The following is a 20624-nucleotide window of genomic DNA, read 5'->3' as shown; positions in this document are numbered from 1 at the left end:
TGCAGGGCATGCCGCCGCGCCGTGCTGAGGTCCGCGATCGAGGTTGAGCGGACCCGCCGGAACAGTGGGCGAGCAAAGGAGCCGTGATCATGACCATTGCCGATACCGGTCGAGTAGTCCTTCGAGACAGCAGCACCGTGGATCTGTACCCGACTCGCTTCCCCGCGAACGAGCCCGCCCGCGGGGGGTGGATTGACCGGTCGGATCCGACGGTGTGGGGAGTCCCGGGACACGGCCCCGTCGAGGCGGCGGAGCTAGCGCGGCACGAGCGCGACGGCTATACGGTGGACGACGCGCTGCTCACCGCGGCCGAGGTGCGAGAGCACCGCGCAGAGCTGGAGAGGCTTTCGGCCGATCCAGCGTTGGCGCAGGACGAGCGGGTTATCCGGGAGCCGGGGTCCAACGCTGTGCGATCCATCTTCGAGGTGCACCGGATCAGCGAAGCGGTGTCGGAGTTGGCGAGGCGGCCACAGATCGTGGACCGGGCCAGGCAACTACTGGGGTCCGAGGTCTATATCCACCAGAGCCGGGTGAACTTCATGCCGGGGTTCGAGGGTAATGGCTTCTACTGGCACTCGGACTTTGAGACGTGGCACGCGGAGGACGGACTCCCACGCCCGCGCGCGGTCAGCCTGTCGATCGCGCTCACCGACAACTACCCGCACAACGGCGCGCTGATGGTAATCGCGGGCTCGCAGCGGCACTTTCTGCCATGTGCGGGTGAGACTCCGGACGAGAACTACCGGTCCTCGCTGGTGCGGCAGCGAGCTGGAGTGCCAGCAGCGGCTGACATCGGGGAGCTCGCTGAGCGCTACGGCATCGAGCAGTTCACCGGGGCGGCTGGATCCGCGTTGTGGTTCGACTCCAACATCATGCACGGATCGGGGAGCAACATCACCCCGTATCCGCGATCGAACATCTTCCTGGTGTTCAATAGCTGCGAGAACATGCCGCAGGCGCCATTCGCGGCGTCGCAGCCCAGGCCCACGTATATCGCGGCCAGGCAGCCGCAGGAGAACAGCCACTGATCGCGCGCCCGCCCAAGTACGGTGGTCGGCGAGGCAGTTCGAGAGCGTCAACGTGCGGAGGCAGGCGGAGATGATGGCTGAGGCAGCGTCGGTTCTGGTGGCAGTGGATGGGTCCGCGTCAGCGTTCGGCGCGGCGCGGTGGGCGGCGTTGGAGGCGAAGGCCCACCGGCGGCCGCTGGTCATCGTCGCCTCTGCGCAGCTGCCGATCCCGCGATCGGCCGAGATGCTCGGAGAGGGGTCTGCGGCGGGCGCCATCGCACTGGCCACAGCCACGCGCACGCGTTGCGAGGCCGCCGTCGCAAAGGCCGTGGAGATCTCGCACGCGGTGCTCGCACCAGGTCACGAGGTGCGCACCGAGATATGGGAGGGCCCGCCGATCCCGCTGCTCCTCGAGAAAAGCCACACGGTGGGCATGATGGTGCTCGGGGATCGCGGCCTGGGGGACTCGCCGGTCATCGGCTCTGTGGCTGAGGCGGTGACCGCGCACGGGCACTGCCCGGTGGTCGTGGTCCGCGAGTGGCGCGGAACCGAGGGCGGTTTCGGCGACGGCCCCATCGTGGTGGGCGTGGACGGATCCACGCACTGCGAGGCCGCCATCGGGCTGGCGATGTCGGAGGCAGCCGAGCGAGGCGCCCGGGTGATAGCGGTGCACGCCTGGAGCGATGTGCCGCTCGACGGCGCGGTCGCGAGCATTGGAGCGGAGCCGGCAGGCATCGATTGGAGCTCGTTTCAGCAGCGCCATGATGCGGCCCTGGCAGAGGTCCTCGCGGGCTGGCAAGAGCGGTTCCCTGACGTTCAGGTCGAGCGGGTGGTCGTCAATGACCGGCCCGTGCGGCACTTGTTGGCCGCAGCGAACGACGCGCAACTGCTGGTGGTCGGCCGCCAGGGCCGGGGCGGCTTCACCGGGATGATGGTCGGCTCCACCTCGAGGGCCCTGCTGCACACGGCGCCCTGCCCGCTGGTGATTGTCCGGCCGGCTGACCCCCGGCGTCCGTGATCTGTCTCAGCGGCGAACCGCCCACTCGCCTAGGCCCGCGGCGATCGCCGCGAGATTGAATCCGCTGGTGCGCAGATGCTCGCCGACGGCCCGGCCGTAGTCCGCATGATCGCGCGCGGCATGCCGCTCGACGCCGTCGCGGGTGGTCATCGCCGCGGCGGACAGCTGCACGAGGCCGGTGGCCGTGGGGTCGGGCCCGAAGAGTCGGAAGTTGTCCACGAGGTTGATCCGGTCGCGATCGCCCAGCATCACGTAGCCGTGCCCATCAACCAAGCCCAGGCCGGCCTCGTCGGCGGCGTTGATGCCGGGGGAGCCGTAGAAGACGGCGTCGTCGACGGGCTGGCCCCGCCGAGGCTCCTGCCCAGCCAGGTCCTGCAGCGCCAGCGCCATCGTGTACGAGCCATACGAGTGGCCCAACGCCGTCAGATGCAGCGGCGGGCGCTGCGCGGCCGCGTCTAGCCCGGCGAAGAAGCGTGCGAGTCGGGGCGCGCCCGCGCGGGCCGAGCTGGTCATGGTGGAGGCGACGCCGCCGAGGACGGTGTCCAGCGCGCCGTTGGGCCCGGTGACCTGCGGCGGTTGATAGCCGAGCCACATGATGGTCGCGACCGTCTCGCCGTGCCGGTCGGCACGGCCCAGCAGGTCCTCCGCGAGGGACTTGAGCTGGCGGGCCTCATCGGACATCGACCAGAACGAGTCGGCGATGTTGGTGTTCATGCCGGGGATCGTCACCGCGATGTGGTGGGCGGTGTCAGTGTGGCCGAACGAGATCGCGGCCATCCCGCGGTTGCCGGAATGCAGGTCCAGGAGCAACAGCGTGGCCCCGCCCACCTCGTTGACGATCCGCTTGACCGTGGCCGCGTCGTCGATCTTCCGCTGCGCCTGCCACAGCCTGATCCGATTGCGGTCCAGCGCCGGCACCCGCGACGCGTCGACCCGCACCTGGAGCTCGGCTTTGATGCCCGTCCAGCGCTGGATCTCCGGATCGAGGCGGGAGACGTTCGCGGTGTGGCGCGCGGCGGCGGGCAGCCCGTCCAGGGCGCCCACGGCCACCGGCTTCATGCGGATCAGCTCGGCGCGTTGGCGCGCCGATAGCTCCGCCCAGAACTGGCGGTTCAGAGCGGGCTCGGAGTCGGCGGCAGGCAGCGAGGGCAACTGCCCCTGCGCCGCCGCGTAGAGCCGGGCGAACGGCAGGTCGGGGGCGAGGTGATACCAGGTCATGGGAGTGTTCGCGGTGGTCTCATCCGGACTCATCGGCAGCTCCTAGTTCGAGGGGTGAGTCTATCAATCACGCCGGATAGAGACGCTGGGCCACAGCCGATTTGGCGCTGACGCGGGCGGCACGATCGGCGGGGGAGAATCCGCCGGCGGTGGGTCGTTCGGGGGTGGCCAGGCCGTCGCGCGCGATGGTCCAGCGCGAGCCCGCGTCCGTGAGCGAGCAATGCTTGGTGGAGTAGTAGCCCGGCTCAGAGACCAGCGCCACGCCCGACGCGCCCGCCGCGGCGGCCATCAGATGCGGGTGGAAGCGGGTGCTGATCCACGTTTGGTCCTGCCCGGCGGGGAGCCCGTGGCGCCATATCTGCAGGAACGGCACGAAGGTGGCCCCGGCCAGGCGCGGGCCCAGCAGGTCGAACGCCAGGCGGTCCGCCCCGGGAATCCCCTCGACCACGGTGACCTCGCGGCCATCGACGCCCCAGTTGTCGAGGATGTTCGCAGTCCAGGAGGCGATCGCGGCGACACCGGTGTTGCCCTCATGCGCGAAGTGCTCGGACAAGTCCGATTGCAGGCACAGCACAATGCCCGACGGCGTCTCATCCGGGCTGGTGTATACCTGCGGGGCGCCCGGGGCGAGGGCGAGCCAGGCGTCGTCGCCGGATTGGGAACTGTCGGAGCCCAAGGCGATATGGGACTCCTCATCACGCACATCGAACAGCTCGAAGGCGGCCACGGCGGCGTGCAGCGCCTCGCCGCGCGGGCCGTCGGACATCGGCATCAAGCCCTGGCCGGTGGCGACGGCGCGGGCTCCACTCTTGCGGACCACGGCGGCGATGGCGGTCAGCAGCGCGAGATGGTGCGGCCAGATGGCGTTGATGTAACCGCCGCCGAGCAGATGGATGACGCTGGCGCGGGCGAGCAGGTCCACGCCCTCGGCGAGCAGCGGCTCCACGCCTAGGGCCGAGCCGGCCGTCGCCGCCCACTCCCAGGACGGCTGCTCCTGGCTGGCGGACTCGGAATGCAGGTGGTCCCGGTCGGCTGAGAGGGCGCACACCCGCCAGAGCGTGTCGACGAACATGGCGCGGGGGTGCAGACCGTGCAACATGATCGACGCCTGGCCGGGGGTGTGGCAGTCGAGGACGACGTCGGCGTCCGGGCGGGTGCGGGCCAGGTGCTGCAACCACGTGCGGGCGATCAGCTCGTCGCCGTAGTTGGGTGCGCCCGAGGCCGCGACCAGATAGATGATCTCGCGTGGGGGCTGCGGCCGCCGGGCGATGCGACGGGCCAGGGCTTTCACAGTCCGGGGCATCCGGGGACCATAGCCGACGAGGCTCATCCGTCGAGCTCGCCGTCGTTTCACGGCCCCGCCGCGCTTGCAAGCGCGGCGGGGCTACGAAACGACGGCGTTGATGCTGGAGGCGCGGTGCGTACCGGGGGTTACGCGTTGACGAGCTGGCCCTGGCGCACCGAGTTCATCGCGTGGGTCCATGGGATGAGCTGATCTAGCATCGGCGCGAGCGAGGCGGCCTGCAGCTCGGTGGGCTTGAAGGTGGCGAAATCCTCGAAGTCGGTGAACAGGGAGAACATGCCGGTCTTCTGGACGTGCGCCACCTGCAGCTCCGAGAGGATGCCGCGCAGGTGCTCGGCGGCGCGGGCGCCAAAAGCCGACCCGTAGCCGACGATGCCGGCGGCCTTGTTCGCGAACTCGGCATTCAGGTAGGAGATGGCGTTGGCCAGCGCGGGCTGCACGGAGTGGTTGTACTCACCGGCGATGAAGATGAAGCCGTCGAACTCGTTGATCTTCGCGGACCACACCTTGGTGTGCTCGTTCTGGTAGTTCTGGTAGCCGGCCGGGTAGGCCTCGTCGAGGACGGGCAGGTGGTAATCGGCGATGTCGACCAGCTCATAGGCCGCGTCGCCGCGCAGCTGGGCCTGCTCCAAGACCCACTGTGCTACGCCGGTGTTGACGTTGCCGGGGCGGGTGGAACCGGTGATGATGGCGATCTTGGCCATGGGGGTCTCCTCAGCGTTGTGGACCCGAAAGCATTTAGCTGACGTGTCAATTAACTTGATAAGACGATCATGCAGTATTGTGGTTGACATGTCAACCACTTCAGGTGAATGTGAGGTCCGCCATGGTTAAGCCCACAATTGTTGAGCCGCGTTGGCTGAGCGCCGACGAGCAAGGGCTCTGGCTCGAGCTGCGTGAGTTCGCATCGGGCCTGCCGCGGGCGCTAGACCGGCAGCTCAGCGCCGACTCGTCGCTGTCGAGTGGGGAGTACGCGATCTTGGCGGCGGTGTCGGAGGCCGCCGCCGGATCGGTGCGCTCCGGGGACCTCGCCGCCGGGCTGCAGTGGGACCGTTCCCGCGTCTCGCATCTGTTGCGCCGCATGGAGACCCGAGGCGTGGTCGAGCGCTGTGCCGCGGCCGGAGACGGGCGCGGACAGGTCATCTCGCTCACGGCGGAGGGCTGGAAGGTCCTGCGCGCCGCGGCCCCCGGGCACGTGAGCCTGGTGCGCGAGGCGGTGTTCGACCCGCTCACCGAGGCGGAGCAGCAGGCCTTGGGGGAATATCTCGGAAAGATCCGCGCGGCGCTGGCAGAGCGAGGACTCTGGTAGCCCCGTCTGCAACGTGATCGACACTGGAAGGACCTCATGCGCCACCGCCGCACCCCGCCATGGGCCGTACTGATCAGCGCGGCAGCGATCGGCATGCTGCTGGGCGGGTGCGCCTCAACCCCGCCGGCCCCGAACCAGCCTGCCGCTAGTTCGCCCACCGCTGCCTCTGCCGCGGAATCGGCAGGGGCCCCCACTCTGGTCGGGGAGCCGCAGGTGGTGGCATCCGGACTGAAGTCGCCCTGGTCGATCGCGTTCACCACGGACGGCACGGCACTGGTCAGCGAGCGCGACTCCGGCCGCATCCTGGAGGTGCTGCGCGACGGCGGCACCCGAGAGGTGGGGCTGGTCGACGGGGTCCGCCACGGCGGGGAGGGCGGACTGCTGGGCCTGGCCATCGACAGCGCGGATCGCCTGTACGTCTATTCCACCGGCGCCACCGGTAACCGCATCGAGCGGTTCGCGCTTGCCGGCGGACCGGGCGCGTACGGCATGGGCGCGCCGGAGACGATTATCGAGGCGCTGCCGTCCGCGGCGGTGCACAACGGGGGACGGATCGCGTTCGGCCCCGACGGGATGCTCTATGCCGGTGTCGGCGACGCCTCCGACCGGGACACCGCCCAGGACCTCGCCTCCCTGGGCGGAAAGATCCTCCGGATGACGCCCGACGGCGACGTGCCGCAAGACAACCCGATCCCCGAGTCCCTCGTCTACAGTGCCGGGCATCGCAATGTCCAGGGGCTGGCCTGGGCCGAGGACGGCACCATGTTCGCCAGCGAATTCGGGCAGAACACCTGGGACGAGCTGAACATCATCACGCCCGGCGGGAACTACGGCTGGCCTGTGGTCGAGGGGATGGGGGTCGAGGGGATGGGGGTCGAGGGAACGGGCGGCGCGGGGTCGGGCTTTGTGGACCCGATCCTCCAGTGGAGCCCGAGCGAGGCCAGCCCCAGCGGGGTCGCCATCGCCGACGGCGCCGTGTTCCTGGCGAACCTGCGGGGCCAGGTGCTGCGTGTCGTCGCGGTATCGGATCCCGGCGCCGTCACCGACTATTACGCCGGCGAGCTCGGCCGTATCCGGGACGTCGTCCGCGCCCCCGACGGCGCCCTCTGGCTGCTCACCAACAACACCGATGGCCGCGGGCAGCCCACCGGCGGGGATGACAAGATCCTCGCAGTCACGCTGGGCTGAATATCTGGAGTCTGCACCTCACCAGCGATTGTGCACATCCTCCGCCCAGCCGACGAGGCCCTCGAGCCGCACCCAGGCTCCCGTGTCGTCTTGCGCTTGCCCGGACCAGTGGCCGAAGCACTGGTGGGTCTTGGCCGCGAAGACCTTGAAGTCGGTGACGGACTTCTTCAGATGGAACGGGGTGAAGGTGAGATCGACGGTGTCGCCGGTGATACGCCACGGCGCCAGCCAGTCGTCGCGGTCGTAGGACCAGACCAGCTCCTCGCTGATCTTCGACAGGTGTCCGTCGACCAGCAGTGAGTTCTCCACCGATCCGGTGCCGTCAGTCCACTGCCCGCCAACCTGGATGCCGATCACCTTGCCGTCCGTGCGGCCAGAACCGGCGCCCCAGTTCCAGCGCACCGAGTACGGCCAGCGACCGCGGCCGTGATCGAGGGTCGCCCAGGACTCGTCCGCGGGCACATCGGCGGCGATGCCGTCGACGCGGATGATGCCGGTCGCGGGCCGGGCGACGTCCTTGACGGTGTACTGGAACAGCGTGTCGGTCCACGGGACGACGACGCCGAGGCACTCGTGGCCCTCGGGCCGGTGGGCGATCACGTCGATCTCCACCCGCTCCGCCCACGCCCGCAGGCGCGTCCCGCCCGCCACCTCGTCGATGTCAATCCGCACCTGCTTGGTCCGGGACCTGGCCGGGCCCACGTCAAGGGTGCCGGGCAGGGTGGCGCTGCCGCCGAGCACACCGATCGCGTCGTACGAGATGGTCTCCCCGCTGGTTCGATCGAGCAGCCAGATGCTGTGGACTGCCGCGTAGTCGATGTCGGAGACCACGAGCGCGACCACGTGGGTCGGGGTGGTCACCGCCCAGTACTCCCAGCGCTTGTTGCGTCCCTTCCCCACGCGGCCGCGGCCGATGCCGTCGGTGGTGATCAGGGGCGTCCGCGTCCATCCGACCGCGTCTGGATTGAGGTGTCCATCGGGCAGCGTCAGCGATACCGGCGCGGTGATCTCGCGTTCGCGCACGGCGAGGGGGTGTGCTGGTCCGCCGGCTGCGTGGTCGTGCCGTTGGCGCAGCCGCTGGTTCGAGGATCGGACAGCGTCGGCGTCTACCTTCAGCACCCGGCGGTCGTAGGTCATCAGGCCGTTGGTCTCGTCCTCCACATCGGCCAGCTGGGTATAGACGAAGGCGCTCAGGCCGTCCTCGACTGCCGGCCCGATCTGGCCGTGCTGCAGCCGCTGGAATGCGCGCTCGAACGAGCCGCGGTCGGCGAACTTGCGGTAGCCGAACTCCTTCTCGCTCCACACGTGCCCCGGGATCCGATGGGAGTAGCCGCCGTACTCCGAGAGCACGGCGACCCGCCCATCCTCGGCGTCTGCGCGCGAGAGCCGGTATGGCCGGAAATACACGTGTCGGCTGGCCATATCGCCGCCGCCCTGGTCATGCCAGCCGCTGGCGTGGTCGACGGGCCGGGTCGGGTCGAGCTCCTTGACCCGCTCGGCAGCCGCGACGGCGTCGAACTGTCCCCAGCCCTCGTTGAACGGCACCCACGCCGCGAGGCTCGGGACCGAGCGCAGCAGCGCCACCGTCGCGTCGAGCTCGGCGCCGAACTCTGCCCGGCCCTCGGCGTCCTGGCGTCCGAACAGCGCGTGGCGGGAGTCGTCCAGCCGCAGGGGCAGGAGCACGGGAGCGGTGACGACGGGGGCCCGGTAGCTGCGGCCGCCGTTGACCATGTCCTGCCAGACCAGCATCCCCAGCCGGTCGCAGTGGTGGTACCAGCGCATCGGCTCGATCTTGATGTGCTTGCGCAGCATCGTGAAGCCGAGGTCTTTGGCCGTCGCGATGTCGTGGATTAGCGCCTCGTCCGACGGCGCGGTGTAGAGGCCGTCGGGCCAATATCCCTGATCGAGCAGGCCGGCCTGGAGGTAGGGCTCGCCGTTGAGCAGCAGGCGGGTGCGGCCGGCCGCGTCGGGGCCGAGCCCGAACGAGCGCATCCCGACATAGCTGGCGACCTGGTCGGCGCCGAGCCGCACGTCCACGTCGTAGAGGAAGGGGTCCTCGGGCGACCAGGGTCGGACGTCGTCGCCCAGCCGCAGCCGCGTCGGAGTCCCGACGGCGACTCTCCCCGAGGCGATCTCGCGGCCGTCGGCGCGCACGGTGACCTCGGCCGCGGACTCGCCCGCGCCGCCGGCGACCACGCACACCTCGACCTCGCCGGTCTCGAGGTGGGGGGTGAGCACAAGCTGATCGACCCACCGGCTCGGGACCGACTCGAGCCAGACGCTCTGCCAGATCCCCGACTGCGGCGTGTACCAGATCCCGCCGCGCTTGAGCTTCTGCTTGCCCCGGCTGCGCCAGGACGTGTCGGTGACGTCGCGGACCCTGACCACCAGATCGTGAGTGTCTCGAGCGGTGTCGAGGGCGTCGGTGATGTCGAGGGTGAATGGGAGGTAGCCGCCGCGGTGCCCGCCAACAGTTGTGCCGTCGACCCAGACCTCGCACTCCTGGTCCACCGCGCCGAAGTGCAGAAGCACCCGGTCGCGGACGAAGCCGCTGGGCAGCGTGACCGTGCGGCGATACCAGAGCGCCTCGTCTGGCTGCAGGGTGCGGTTGACGCCAGACAGCGGGGCCTCGGGCGAGAATGGCACCACGATCTCGCCGTCCCACATGGCGGGCTGCTCGGCGACCTCGGATGAGGTGACGGCGTGCTCCCACCTGCCATTGAGGTTGAGATAGGAGTCCCGCACCAGCTGGGGCCGCGGGTACTCGGGCAGGACGTTGTCGGGGTCGAGGCTCTCGCCCCACACAGTTCTCACGAGGTGGTCTCCAGGGTCTTGGGTGCGGAGCCCGCGGTCCGCAGCAGCATGGCGGGTAGGACGATCAGAGTCACGACGGCGGCGGCGGTCAGGAAGATCCACGGGGATGGCACCTGCTTGACCACGCCCAGCTCGACGAAGGTCTCGTCCGCGCCGGCGATCACGGCGGCGCCGAGGAACGGGCCGATCACCATCGGGATGAGGACGGCGAAGATCATCCGCAGGCCCTGCACCTGGCCGGCCCGGTCGGGCGGTGTCAGGTTGCGCACGGTCGCGGAGATGGCGGCGACGCCGAGCATGAAACCTGACATCATCACGATCCCGGCGCCGATGACCGCGAGCATGCCGCGCGCGGGGAACATCAGCAGCAGTCCGAGCGCGTACATCGCGACCACGGGCAGGATCGCCCGCGTCGGGCCCACCCGGTCCAGCACCCGGCCGCCGACGACGCTGATCACGGCCGCACCGAGCAGGACCGCGGCGAGCACGATGGCGTAGCCGTCGATGTCGAGGTAGCGCTGGACGTAGATGATCAGGTACGGCAGGAAGACCTGCGTGCTGATGCCGAGGATGGCCCAGGCGACCAGGGCGATATACAGCCGCGGGTGCTCGCGCGCGGTGCTCGGCCGCAGGCCGTGCAGGACCGAGGACAGGTATCTGCCGCCCGGTCGCGGCGCTCGCGAATCGCGGAGCCCGAACCACGCGACGACGCCGACCAGTGCGGTGACGCCCCCGACGATCGAGAAGAACAGTGACCAGTGGCCGCCCTTGGTCAGAGGGTCCAGCGCGCCGAAGACCAGCAGCATGGCGAGCAGCGGCATCGTGGCGAGCACGCCGTCGACCCGACCGCGGTTGCCGGGGTTGGTGGAGTCGGTGACCCACGCGTTGAAGGCGGCGTCGTTGGCGGCCGAGCCGAGGATGCTCATGATGCAGTCGAGCACCACGATGGCGATCACGGCGACCACGACCGCGTCGAGCATCGGCAGCATCGACGCGGCGGCATCCACGCTGACCAGGCCGAAGCCGGCGGTGCACGCGCCCCACAGGACGTAGCCGGCCGCGATGAACTCGCGTCGGCGGCCCGAGCGATCCGACGCGGCCCCGGCGAGCAGGGTCGCCACTGTCGCGGCGACCGCGCTTGTCGCCACGATGGCCGCCAGCGCCGTCGGCGAGTCTGTGATCGTGTCGTACACGAACACATTGAGGTACATGTTCTCTACCGTCCAGGCGAGCTGGCCGGTGAAGCCGAGGAGGACCACCCAGGTCCAGAGCCGGGGCTTCGCAAGACGTTCGTCCATCACGGGGCAATCATGCCGCATGGCGCGCCGCGGTGGGGTGGATCGGCGTAGAGCTGGTGGCGCAGACCCTGGTCAGCTTGTCCCAATCGCGGGACCCGAACTCCCCGCACCACACCGATCAGACTCGCCTTTACTAGGACAAGGAGTGGGTGACCGACTCCGCAGGGGGCGGTGCCGAGCACATCATCGCCTTGGCCGAGGCCTGATACTGGGGTTCCGCGGACCTCAAGGAGGACAGCCGCCGAAGCATCGCCAACGACGCGATAGGCCAAACCGGGCGCAATCTCCATCGACTTATTCGGAGTCTGCGCCGTTCAGGCGTTTGACAAGCTCTGACCTCGGCTGAGGTCGGTGTTTCGCGGCTTGTCTTGCCGGGTACACACAAGTTCCTAAATGCGGTGAAGGGAGACACTCATGAATGTCAGCGAGCAGGGCAGAGTGCCAATCGTAGATAGACGTCGGCCTGTGATGCGCCGCCGCCGAGGAGCGCTGTGCGGGCTGATCGTCATGCTGCTCGGACTGTGGGGAGCCTTGATCCCGTTTGTCGGGCCATACTTCAACTTTTCCTTCACACCGGACCCGGCCACCGCGTGGGTGTGGACTTCTGCGCGCGGCTGGCTCGAGGTCCTACCCGGTGCAGCGGCATTTATTGGAGGTTTGCTGCTGCTCATGAGCGGTAGTCGGCTCTTGAGCCAGGTCGGCGCGGCGCTCGGCACGCTGGCAGGGGCATGGTTTATCGTCGGCAGAACCTTGGCACCCGTGGTGGGAATCGACGGAATCGGCACACCGGAGGCAAGCGGGCCGACCATGAGCGCACTCCAAGACCTCGCATTCTTCGGTGGACTCGGCGCCATTATTTTATTCTTCTCAGCGCTGATGATCGGCAGGCTCTCCGCCTTTGGAGCCCGCGACGACGAGGCCCTAGACAATGGCACGGACACCGGCGCGGGCCGTAGGCGGTTCTATCGGCGCCACGTCGACTCGAGCAGTCCTTCCCGGCATGAACGAAGCGGAGATGAGCACGAGATCCTGATACAGCAGGAGGAGCGGGGCCCGAACTCCAATACTTCCCCATGACCACTAATTGATCGAGAGGGTGATCCGGCTCAACCAAGCGGCCAGCCGCCAACGTCAACTGAAAGACGTTGGGGTACATCCCGTCTGGACCCCTAAGTCGTCCGCCGAGGAGATGCGCTGTGGCTGAACAAGTGCAGGTAACGGAAGAACAGGCGAGAGCGGTCGCAGAGGAGGCGAGGGAGAGCGGGTGGGACAAGCCGTCGTTCGCGAAGGAACTGTTCCTCGGGCGCTTTCCTCTATATCTTGTGCACCCATTCCCCGCGCCGGCCCGCGACGAGGCCGCACGGACGGACCGGTACCTGGCCAAACTGCGGTCCTACTGCGAAGGGCTGGACGGGGCGTTGATCGAGAGCCAGGCGCGCATTCCCGACGACTATGTCCAGGGGTTCGCCGAGCTCGGGTGTTTTGGCTTGAAGATCTCCCAGGAATACGGTGGCCAAGGTCTCTCCCAGGTCGCATATAATCGGGCGTTGATGCTGGTCACATGGGTGCATCCGAGCCTTGGCGCTCTGCTCTCGGCCCATCAGTCGATCGGGGTCCCAGAGCCGCTGAAGTTGGCGGGCACCGAGGAGCAGAAAAGGGCCTTCCTGCCCCGCTGCGCACGGGGCGCGGTGTCGGCGTTTCTGCTGACCGAACCCGACGTCGGGTCGGATCCGGCCCGATTGGCCACGTCCGCCACCCCCATCGACGGCGGGACTGCGTATGAACTGGACGGCGTGAAGCTGTGGACCACCAATGGCGTGGTCGCCGAGCTATTAGTGGTGATGGCGAGGGTGCCCCGAAGCGAGGGACACCGCGGCGGGATCTCGGCCTTCGTCGTGGAGGCAGACACCCCCGGCATCACGGTTGAGCAGCGCAACCGGTTCATGGGCTTGCGCGGCATCGAGAATGGCGTCACGCGGATGCACAAGGTGCGAGTGCCAAAGGAGAATCTCATTGGGCGCGAGGGCGATGGACTCAAGATCGCGCTCACGACCCTCAACGCCGGGCGACTGGCGATCCCGGCGATGGCGTGCGCCACCAGCAAGTGGTGCCTGAAGATTGCGCGTGAATGGTCCCGCGAGCGCGTGCAGTGGGGCAAGCCCGTCGGAGAACACGGCGCGGTTGCCAGCATGATCGCCTTCATCGCCGCAACCACCTATGCGCTCGAAGCGGTCCTCGAATTATCGGGGCAGATGGCCGACGAGGGACGCAACGACATTCGCATCGAGGCCGCACTCGCAAAGCTGTGGTCCAGCGAGATGTCGGGTCAGATCACCGATCAGCTCTTGCAGATCCGGGGTGGCCGCGGGTACGAGACAGCGGAATCGCTTGCCGCACGCGGCGAACGGGCAGTGCCGGTAGAGCAAGTCGTTCGCGATGGGCGGATCAACCGGATCTTCGAGGGCTCCAGCGAGATCATGCGTCTCCTGATCGCGCGGGAGGCTGTGGACGCGCACCTGGCTGCCGCGGGTGACCTGGCGGACCCGAACGCGGACCTGCGGAAGAAGGCTAGGGCCGCGGTGGGGGCGACCGCGTTCTACGCGAAGTGGCTGCCGCACCTAATCCTCGGTCAGGGCGAGAACCCTATGTCCTACAACGAATTCGGACCGCTGGCAAAGCACCTGAGGTACATCGAGAGAAGCTCGCGCAAACTGGCTCGCAGCACCTTCTATGGGATGGCCCGTTGGCAAGCGGGCTTGGAGAAGCAGCAGGTGTTTCTGGGCCGGATTGTCGACATCGGGGCCGAGTTGTTCGCCATGTCCGCGGCGTGTGTACGGGCGGAGGCACAGTGCAAGGACGATTCCGCGGATCCGGCGGCGGCCTCCGAATTGGCGTCGGCGTTCTGCCAGCAGGCGCGGATTCGCGTGGAGACGCTGTTTGACGGACTGTGGAATAACACGGACGACACCGACACTCGTCTGGCACGCGGCGTACTGGACGACCGCTACACGTGGCTGGAGGCGGGTGTGCTGGATCAGAGCGAGGGCACAGGCCCGTGGATCGCGCACTGGGAGCCGGGGGCATCGACCGAGGACAGTGTGGCGCGGCGGTACCTAGCGGCCCCGGAGACGCCATAACTCAACGCGGCGAACGCATCTTCAGAATCGGAGTGGTCGAGGGGAGAGTTGTTTGAACACCGGTGTGGTGGGTACTCACACTAAGGCGGCGTGGCACACCGACCACGCAGTCGCCGCTGGCGAATTCGCCAGCGGGCACACCCACTCGAAGGAGCACATCATGGGCGCCGTCGACAAGGCGAAGAACAAGGCCGAGGAACTGGCAGGCAAGGCCAAGGAGAAGCTCGGCCACGCAACCGGAGACAAGGACACCGAGGCCGAAGGCCGCAAGGACCAGGCCAAGGGCAACATCAAGCAGGCTGGCGAAAAGGTCAAGGACACCTTCAAGGACTGACCCGCCGTGCGGCGGCCCGGTCGTCGGGCCTTCCGCACGACCGGCGGAGGCGCAGATCGCGTGCGGTCCGCCGCCGCGCGCATTGGGTATCCAGGTTTCGACTTGATGAAAGTTGGGTAGCCGACTACTTCCCGAGCCACTTTCGCGTTGAGCGCATCAACCCCAAGGGCAAGCGGGGCAGAGAGCGAAACGAGGAGAACGATGGCTGATCCCAACTTCACCACAGACGACGCCGGCATCCCGGTCTACAGCGACGAGCATTCCTTGACAGTCGGCCGGGACGGCCCAGTCCTGATGCAGGACCACTACCTCATCGAGAAGATGGCGCAGTTCAACCGGGAGCGGGTGCCCGAGCGCCAACCGCACGCCAAGGGCGGCGGCGCATTCGGCCGGTTCGAGGTGACCAACGACGTCAGCGCCTACACCAAGACGGATATGTTCCAGCCCGGCAAGGTGACAGAGACGCTGATCCGATTCAGCACCGTCGCGGGCGAGCGCGGCAGCCCCGACACCTGGCGCGACCCCCGCGGCTTCGCCATCAAGTTCTACACCGAGCAAGGTAACTTCGACATGGTCGGGAACAACACCCCGGTCTTCTTCATGCGAGACCCGATGAAGTTCCAGGACTTCATTCGCTCGCAGAAACGCCGGGCGGACAACAATCTTCGCGACCACGATATGCAGTGGGACTTCTGGACCCTGTCCCCGGAGTCCGCCCACCAGGTCACGTGGCTGATGGGCGACCGCGGGATACCGCGCTCCTGGCGACATATGAACGGGTATTCCAGCCACACCTACATGTGGGTGAACGCGGACGGCGAACGGTTCTGGGTCAAGTACCACTTCAAAACCGACCAGGGCGTGGAGTGCCTCACCCAAGAAGAGGCAGACCGTTTGGTCTCCGAGGACACCGACTACCACGTGCGTGACCTCTGGCAGTCGATCGACCGCGGGGATCTGCCCAGTTGGACGCTGAAGATGCAGATCATGCCGTTCGAGGACGCGGTGGATTATCGGTTCAACCCGTTCGACCTGACGAAGGTCTGGCCGCACTCGGACTATCCGCTGGTCGAGGTCGGCAAGATGACCCTCGATCGCAATCCGGACGATTACCACACCCAAATCGAGCAGGCTGCCTTCGAGCCCAGCAGTATGGTGCCGGGCACGGGCCCGAGCCCGGACAAGATGCTCCTGGGGCGGCTGTTCTCCTATCCGGACTCCCACCGCCATCGCATCGGCGCCAATTATAAGGAGCTGCCGGTCAATATGCCGCACGCCGCCACCGTGCGGTCATACTCCAAAGATGGCTCGATGCGCCGCGATAATCCGGGGGATCCGGTGTATGTGCCCAACTCCAAGGGCGGCCCGCATGCGGACCCCGCTGTCGCTGGGGACCCGGCGGGTTGGCGGACCGAGGGCGGCGAGATGGTGCGGGAGGCCTACACGCTGCACGAGCAGGACGACGATTGGGGCCAGGCGGGGACGTTGGTTCGGGACGTCCTCGATGACGCGGGCCGGCAGCGACTCGCGGACAACATCGTCGGGCACCTGCTGGACGGGGTGACCGAGCCAGTGCTGGCGCGTGCTTTCGACTACTGGAAGCACGTCGACGCAGATCTCGGTGCCAAGGTGGAGTCGCAGGTGCGGGCACAACAAGGGCAATAGGCCGACAGACAACACAGCGGTCGGCAAGCAGGTGGTTGCAGCTGTAGTGGATCGGGTACGGACACGAGATGAAGATTGTCAAAAGTTTCGAATCGGTGGAGGCAGCGGACGTTCTAGACGGCGTCTCCGAGCGTGCGCGGAAGTTGTTGCGCCGCCGGCTCGAGGACACTGCGGCAGACGGAATGCTCCGGGGAGGATGGCTGGGCCACCCACTGCACCCCGCATTAGTCGTCCTGCCGCTAGGCAGTTGGATCAGCGCGGCGGTCCTAGACCTGAGCGGGGCGGATGACACAGTCGTCCGCAGGTTGCTGGGCGTCGGACTGTTGGCCACGCCTTTCGCACTCGCCACGGGCTGGGCGGACTGGTCCACACTGGACGTGCGCCAGCGCCGAGTTGGCCTAGTGCACGCGGCGTCGAACGCGGTTGGCCTCAGCCTTATCGTCGCGTCCTATGCGCGCCGGCTACGTGCGCCTGATCGGCGGGCGACTGCCCTCTGCCTGCTCGGCCTTGCCGCGCTGGGAGCGGCGGGCGCGCTCGGTGGCCATCTAGTGTTTGCCCAAGGCGCAGGCGCGAGGCACGGAGATTAGACCGCGCCGCATGTAGTTACCTGTTTGGGCACCACCCAGATCGGGGAAGGGAGTGGCCATGCCAGGAGAGGACTCACGGCCCGCAATCAAGGACCAGCAGATGTACGAGGCGCTCCGCCGCAAGGGCGACTCGAAGGAGAAAGCCGCACGGATATCGAACGCTGCTGCAAATGAGGGCCGCACCGCAGTCAGCACTCGAGGCGGTGAATTACCGGCCTACGAGGACTGGACCGTCAAAGACCTGCAGCGCCGGGCGAAGGAGTTGGATATGACTGGCTACTCGAAGCTCCACAAGGATGCGCTCATCGACAAGCTGCGTCATCACTGATGAGCACGCCAGCGAGCGCGCCGCAGGACGCTCGGCGCATGCGGGTGGTGCCCGGCGGGCCGATCGGCTCGGCTCGCTGCGTGCCGGAGACCCCACGGACCCCGCGACGACTCTGGGGCCATTGTCCTCAGAGGAGGCTGCGCAGACGCACTTGGAGCAAATCGCCGACGCAGTGGGCAAAGGCACCACGGCGACTACTGGTGGTGGACGCCCCGCACATCGTGGACCCCGAGACCGTGGCGCATTCGTCGAGCCGATAGTTCTCACCGGCGTGACCCCCGACTCGGACCAGGCGGAGGAGATCGCCCACCGTATCGACAGCGGCATGGTCTGGATCAACCACCCCACGATGACTCAACCGAACCTTCCGTTCGGGGGGATCAAGAATTCCGGATTCGGCCGTGAACTCTCGGAGATGGGAATGTATGAATTCGCAAACAAGAAATTGATTCGCGTCTTACCTGAATAATAGGATCGGGCCGTATCTACGGCGAAAGATAACCAGAACCGCGAAACATTGAGTGTCGTCCAAATCGAGGAGCCAAACATGTGGGACATTCGGTGTGACGAGTGTGGCAGCGCATATCATTCGGAGATGGGCAATCTGTGACAGTCCGAGGTCTCCGCCCGCCGAAACGGATGGGTGGTCGGCCCGATAGTGCAGTGCCCCACCTGCGCCGCCGCTGACACGATTGATGACGACTCGGAACGCCCCGAGAATCCCGAGCACGTTGCCGAGTAACTCTCGACGACGGAGGTAGAGTGTGATCTGCCATGGTGGGAGATTCCAAGTGGCCGTCAACACGCACCGGAGAGCCTATGCCTGATGACAGCTTTGGAACGACCGATCGCCACAAGAATGCGGCTACCAACAGCCCCGGGCGTCGAGCGGTCCTGTATACAAGTGTTATTGTGGGACTCGCATTGCTCATAACTGTAGTTTTTGCGCCGCTGGCCGCGAATTCCCCTAATGCTTGCGCCGAAGATGAAGTCTTCAGTTGCATGTCCGTAAATCGCTACATACTCACCTTTGTGCCAAGCTCGCTGCTGGTAATTGGTGGGATAACCGCATTCGTGAAGACATATACTGTGTGGCGATCGGGTGGGCCCTGGAAAGTGTGGCACGCGAGCGGATGGGCGTTATTCGTCATGATGATCATCTTCGTTTCCGCCGCGGGCGGGAGCCTGATGGCCTGACCACAGGCCGCTACTGGCGTTGCTCGGCCGCTGGACTGACAGTCACCGGCCGAGCAATATGCACTCGTCAGAGTCGGTTTGCCGCGGTGCCGGTCACGTGGCGGCCGTGGTGTATCCGAGCCGGCCGGTCGCGCGGACAGAAGAGTCTTCCCTTGCTCTCCACCCTTCCTTCGGAAGAAATCGGCGAACTCATCGTCTCCGGCTCGCTCCGCATCCTGGATGTAGTTTCCCATCCAGTGCATTGCTCAGCGAAGCTTCGCCCCGGATCGACACAGTCTGTGTCGCCGTCTACACCGTGCCCACCGACGCCCTCGAAGCGGACGGCACGCTCGAGTGGGACTCCACCACCATGATTCTGATGCAGGTCGAGGCCGGCGGCCGCATCGGACTCGGCTGGACGTACGGCCAGCCCGCGTGCGCCGACTACATCACGGGGAAGCTGGCGGCGATCGTCAAGGGCACCGACCCGCTCGACGTCGGCGGAATCGACGGGGCTCTCGACCCCGGCGGCGGGGCGGTGACGCCGGACGTCGACGCGCCCGGGCTGGGGCTGACCCTGCGCGAGCACGACGTTGAGCGGTTCCGGGTCTAGCGCTACCGGCACCACGTCGCGGTCAGCGCTCCCGCACCGGCGAGCCCTGCCGCCGCGGCCGCGCCGAGCAGCCCGTGGTGGTGCGAAGCCCACAGTTGTCCGCAGCGCGCTGTCGCCTGCCCGTCGAAGATCCCGTGCGCGCCGTAGTCCCGGCCGTCCGGCCCGTCCGCGGGCTCCCACAGGTTGGCGCGTTGGTCTGCGGGCCTGGTGTCCGACGTCTGTTGGGAGTCGAAGCCGGTGGCGGCCAGGTACCTGTCGAGCAGGCCCGGCACGAGCGCGTTCGCGGCGAGGGTGCCGACGGTGCTGGCACCCACCCAGTACTCCCGCCGGCGGGGGTGGTCAGCCGCGTACACGACGGCACGCGCCGCAACCTCGGGCTGGTAGATCGGGGGTACCGGCTGGGCCTGCCGGGGCAGTCGAGACAGCACCCAGGAGAACTGCGGGGTGTTCACCGCGGGCATCTGCACCATGGTGGTGCGGACCGCGCTTCTCTCGTGCAGCAACTCGCAGCGCAGCGCCTCGTTGAATCCCTGGACCGCGTGCTTGGCCCCGCAGTATGCGGATTGCAGGGGGATGCCGCGGTAGGCCAAGGCCGATCCGACCTGCACGACGGTTCCGTGGTCCCGCGGACGCATTCGGGCCAGAGCGGCCATTGTCGAGTACACGTAACCCAGATAGCTGACCTCGGTGACGCGCGCGAACTCCGCTGGCTTGATCTCGGTGAAGGGCGCGAACACCGAGGTGAAGGCAACATTGATCCACACGTCGATCGGCCCGATAGTCTCCTCTATCTGGTCGGCCGCCGCGTCTACTGCCTCGGCGTCCGAGACGTCGACGGGGATCGCCAGGGCGACGCCGCCCGCCGCCCGCACCTCTGCGCCCGCGGCGTCGAGGCCGGTGGTTCCGCGGGCGATCAGGGCCACATTGGCGCCGCGGGCCCCGAACGCGCGGGCAGTCGCGCGGCCAATACCGCCGCTGGCACCGGTGACCACGACGACCTGCGCGCCGGGGATGGGGCTGGTGTGGTCTGGCTGATTTGCTGGCACGGCTATCTCCTTCATCACGGTCGGTCCTGGGCCAACCGGGCGGAGGCCTCGAACATCAGGGCGTGCACGAACGCCTGGGGCAGGTTGCCGCGCAGCTGGCGTTGGCGGATGTCGTATTCCTCCGTGAACAGCCCAGGCGGCCCGCAGGCTGTGCGGGCGCGCTCGAACCAGTGCGCCGCGGCAACGTCGTCGCCCTGCTGCCGCGCAGCCAGCGCCATCCAGAACCCGCACACGAGGAAAGCACCCTCGGAGTCGGACAACGCGCGCGCGTCCTGTCGGAAGCGATACACGAAGCCGCGCCGGCCAAGATCCTCGCGCACGGCCGTATAGGTGGCGATGCTCCGCGAGTCGTCGGCGGGCAGTGCGCCACGGAGCGCGGCGGTCAACAACGCGGCGTCCACCCGGGGGTCGTCGGGGGCGCGCTGCCAGCGGCCCGACGGGTGAGTGCAGTCCGCGGTGACATCCGCGACGATCGCGTCGGCGAGGGCTGACCAGCGGGCGGCGTCAGACCGCGGCGCGATCCCCGCCGCGGCGCGATCCCCGCCGCGGCGCGATCCCCGCCGCGGCGCGATCCCCGCCGCGG

Annotated in this window: 19 protein-coding genes; 12 read left to right on the top strand and 7 right to left on the bottom strand. The window is 67.6% G+C overall.

Annotation, left to right across the window (positions count from 1 at the left end; translation table 11 throughout):
- The first annotated feature begins 89 nt into the window (after nt 1-89).
- Both thpD and TBIF_RS13860 read left to right on the top strand, forming a co-directional pair.
- Complete coding sequence (thpD, locus tag TBIF_RS13865; RefSeq protein ID WP_038171271.1) at nt 90-1028, top strand: ectoine hydroxylase; 939 nt, start codon at nt 90-92, stop codon at nt 1026-1028.
- Nucleotides 1029-1098: 70 nt separating this feature from the next.
- Nucleotides 1099-2025 carry a universal stress protein gene (locus TBIF_RS13860; RefSeq protein ID WP_051461547.1) on the top strand — a complete coding sequence of 309 codons (927 nt, stop codon included), beginning with the start codon at nt 1099-1101 and terminating at the stop codon, nt 2023-2025.
- Nucleotides 2026-2031: 6 nt separating this feature from the next.
- Here TBIF_RS13860 and TBIF_RS23645 read toward each other — a convergent pair whose 3' ends face one another.
- The 3 genes from TBIF_RS23645 to TBIF_RS13845 form a co-directional block, all read right to left on the bottom strand.
- On the bottom strand, nt 2032-3276 hold the full coding sequence (locus TBIF_RS23645) for an alpha/beta hydrolase (RefSeq protein WP_051461546.1): 1245 nt from the start codon (nt 3274-3276) through the stop codon (nt 2032-2034).
- A gap of 34 nt (nt 3277-3310) precedes the next feature.
- A complete protein-coding gene (locus tag TBIF_RS13850) occupies nt 3311-4546 on the bottom strand; it encodes a polysaccharide pyruvyl transferase family protein (protein WP_051461545.1) in 1236 nt (411 codons plus the stop codon).
- Between the two features lie 128 nt (nt 4547-4674).
- Entirely contained in the window at nt 4675-5250 is a 576-nt protein-coding gene (locus tag TBIF_RS13845; RefSeq protein ID WP_024795385.1) for an NADPH-dependent FMN reductase, read from the bottom strand.
- A gap of 122 nt (nt 5251-5372) precedes the next feature.
- On the opposite strand from TBIF_RS13845, the gene TBIF_RS13840 reads away from it, so the two are divergent.
- Both TBIF_RS13840 and TBIF_RS13835 read left to right on the top strand, forming a co-directional pair.
- Nucleotides 5373-5855, top strand: coding sequence for a MarR family winged helix-turn-helix transcriptional regulator (locus tag TBIF_RS13840; RefSeq protein WP_038171207.1), 483 nt, complete (start codon nt 5373-5375; stop codon nt 5853-5855).
- Nucleotides 5856-6068: 213 nt separating this feature from the next.
- A complete protein-coding gene (locus TBIF_RS13835) occupies nt 6069-7043 on the top strand; it encodes a PQQ-dependent sugar dehydrogenase (RefSeq protein WP_307810573.1) in 975 nt (324 codons plus the stop codon).
- 18 nt (nt 7044-7061) lie between these two features.
- Here TBIF_RS13835 and TBIF_RS25710 read toward each other — a convergent pair whose 3' ends face one another.
- A complete protein-coding gene (locus TBIF_RS25710) occupies nt 7062-9857 on the bottom strand; it encodes a DUF2804 family protein (protein ID WP_024795382.1) in 2796 nt (931 codons plus the stop codon).
- A complete protein-coding gene (locus TBIF_RS13825) occupies nt 9854-11155 on the bottom strand; it encodes an MFS transporter (RefSeq protein WP_024795381.1) in 1302 nt (433 codons plus the stop codon). Before TBIF_RS13825 ends, TBIF_RS25710 begins: the two co-directional genes overlap by 4 nt.
- 414 nt (nt 11156-11569) lie before the next feature.
- Between TBIF_RS13825 and TBIF_RS23635 the strand changes: the two genes are divergently transcribed.
- The 8 genes from TBIF_RS23635 to TBIF_RS26720 all read left to right on the top strand — a co-directional run bounded on the left by TBIF_RS23635 (nt 11570) and on the right by TBIF_RS26720 (nt 18995).
- Nucleotides 11570-12232, top strand: coding sequence for a hypothetical protein (locus TBIF_RS23635; protein WP_024795380.1), 663 nt, complete (start codon nt 11570-11572; stop codon nt 12230-12232).
- 119 nt (nt 12233-12351) lie between these two features.
- Nucleotides 12352-14292 carry an acyl-CoA dehydrogenase family protein gene (locus TBIF_RS13810; RefSeq protein ID WP_024795379.1) on the top strand — a complete coding sequence of 647 codons (1941 nt, stop codon included), beginning with the start codon at nt 12352-12354 and terminating at the stop codon, nt 14290-14292.
- 67 nt (nt 14293-14359) lie between these two features.
- Complete coding sequence (locus TBIF_RS24990) at nt 14360-14626, top strand: CsbD family protein (RefSeq protein ID WP_372435099.1); 267 nt, start codon at nt 14360-14362, stop codon at nt 14624-14626.
- Nucleotides 14627-14827: 201 nt separating this feature from the next.
- Nucleotides 14828-16291: a catalase gene (locus TBIF_RS13800; RefSeq protein WP_024795377.1), complete on the top strand. Its 1464-nt coding sequence runs from the start codon at nt 14828-14830 to the stop codon at nt 16289-16291.
- Between the two features lie 68 nt (nt 16292-16359).
- Nucleotides 16360-16878, top strand: coding sequence for a DUF2231 domain-containing protein (locus tag TBIF_RS23625; protein ID WP_038171201.1), 519 nt, complete (start codon nt 16360-16362; stop codon nt 16876-16878).
- Between the two features lie 58 nt (nt 16879-16936).
- Nucleotides 16937-17206: a DUF7218 family protein gene (locus TBIF_RS13790; protein ID WP_024795376.1), complete on the top strand. Its 270-nt coding sequence runs from the start codon at nt 16937-16939 to the stop codon at nt 17204-17206.
- Nucleotides 17175-17675 carry an aldehyde dehydrogenase family protein gene (locus TBIF_RS24985; RefSeq protein ID WP_084611709.1) on the top strand — a complete coding sequence of 167 codons (501 nt, stop codon included), beginning with the start codon at nt 17175-17177 and terminating at the stop codon, nt 17673-17675. The genes TBIF_RS13790 and TBIF_RS24985 overlap by 32 nt, the downstream gene beginning before the upstream one ends.
- A 969-nt stretch (nt 17676-18644) precedes the next feature.
- Nucleotides 18645-18995, top strand: coding sequence for an enolase-like domain-containing protein (locus TBIF_RS26720; protein ID WP_024795374.1), 351 nt, complete (start codon nt 18645-18647; stop codon nt 18993-18995).
- Between the two features lie 2 nt (nt 18996-18997).
- On the opposite strand, the gene TBIF_RS13770 is transcribed toward TBIF_RS26720, so the two are convergent.
- Nucleotides 18998-20041 carry an SDR family oxidoreductase gene (locus TBIF_RS13770; protein ID WP_235174740.1) on the bottom strand — a complete coding sequence of 348 codons (1044 nt, stop codon included), beginning with the start codon at nt 20039-20041 and terminating at the stop codon, nt 18998-19000.
- A gap of 14 nt (nt 20042-20055) precedes the next feature.
- A partial coding sequence (locus tag TBIF_RS25705) for a glycoside hydrolase family 15 protein (protein WP_038171199.1) occupies nt 20056-20624 on the bottom strand: 569 nt, incomplete at its 5' end.

The sequence above is a fragment of the Tomitella biformata AHU 1821 genome (assembly GCF_000524475.1).
Taxonomy (GTDB): domain Bacteria; phylum Actinomycetota; class Actinomycetes; order Mycobacteriales; family Mycobacteriaceae; genus Tomitella; species Tomitella biformata.
Note: the sequence above shows the minus strand (reverse complement) of the source record. Positions and strands in the feature narration are given on the sequence as shown.

Coding starts and splice junctions, on each gene's coding strand:
- TBIF_RS13845 (WP_024795385.1), bottom strand. CDS start 5,250: ATGGCCAAGATCGCCATCATCACCGGTTCCACCCGCCCCGGCAACGTC.
- TBIF_RS13850 (WP_051461545.1), bottom strand. CDS start 4,546: ATGCCCCGGACTGTGAAAGCCCTGGCCCGTCGCATCGCCCGGCGGCCG.
- TBIF_RS13790 (WP_024795376.1), top strand. CDS start 16,937: ATGCCAGGAGAGGACTCACGGCCCGCAATCAAGGACCAGCAGATGTAC.
- thpD (WP_038171271.1), top strand. CDS start 90: ATGACCATTGCCGATACCGGTCGAGTAGTCCTTCGAGACAGCAGCACC.
- TBIF_RS13840 (WP_038171207.1), top strand. CDS start 5,373: ATGGTTAAGCCCACAATTGTTGAGCCGCGTTGGCTGAGCGCCGACGAG.
- TBIF_RS24985 (WP_084611709.1), top strand. CDS start 17,175: ATGCGCTCATCGACAAGCTGCGTCATCACTGATGAGCACGCCAGCGAG.
- TBIF_RS13800 (WP_024795377.1), top strand. CDS start 14,828: ATGGCTGATCCCAACTTCACCACAGACGACGCCGGCATCCCGGTCTAC.
- TBIF_RS23635 (WP_024795380.1), top strand. CDS start 11,570: ATGAATGTCAGCGAGCAGGGCAGAGTGCCAATCGTAGATAGACGTCGG.
- TBIF_RS23645 (WP_051461546.1), bottom strand. CDS start 3,276: ATGAGTCCGGATGAGACCACCGCGAACACTCCCATGACCTGGTATCAC.
- TBIF_RS13825 (WP_024795381.1), bottom strand. CDS start 11,155: ATGGACGAACGTCTTGCGAAGCCCCGGCTCTGGACCTGGGTGGTCCTC.
- TBIF_RS23625 (WP_038171201.1), top strand. CDS start 16,360: ATGAAGATTGTCAAAAGTTTCGAATCGGTGGAGGCAGCGGACGTTCTA.
- TBIF_RS13860 (WP_051461547.1), top strand. CDS start 1,099: ATGATGGCTGAGGCAGCGTCGGTTCTGGTGGCAGTGGATGGGTCCGCG.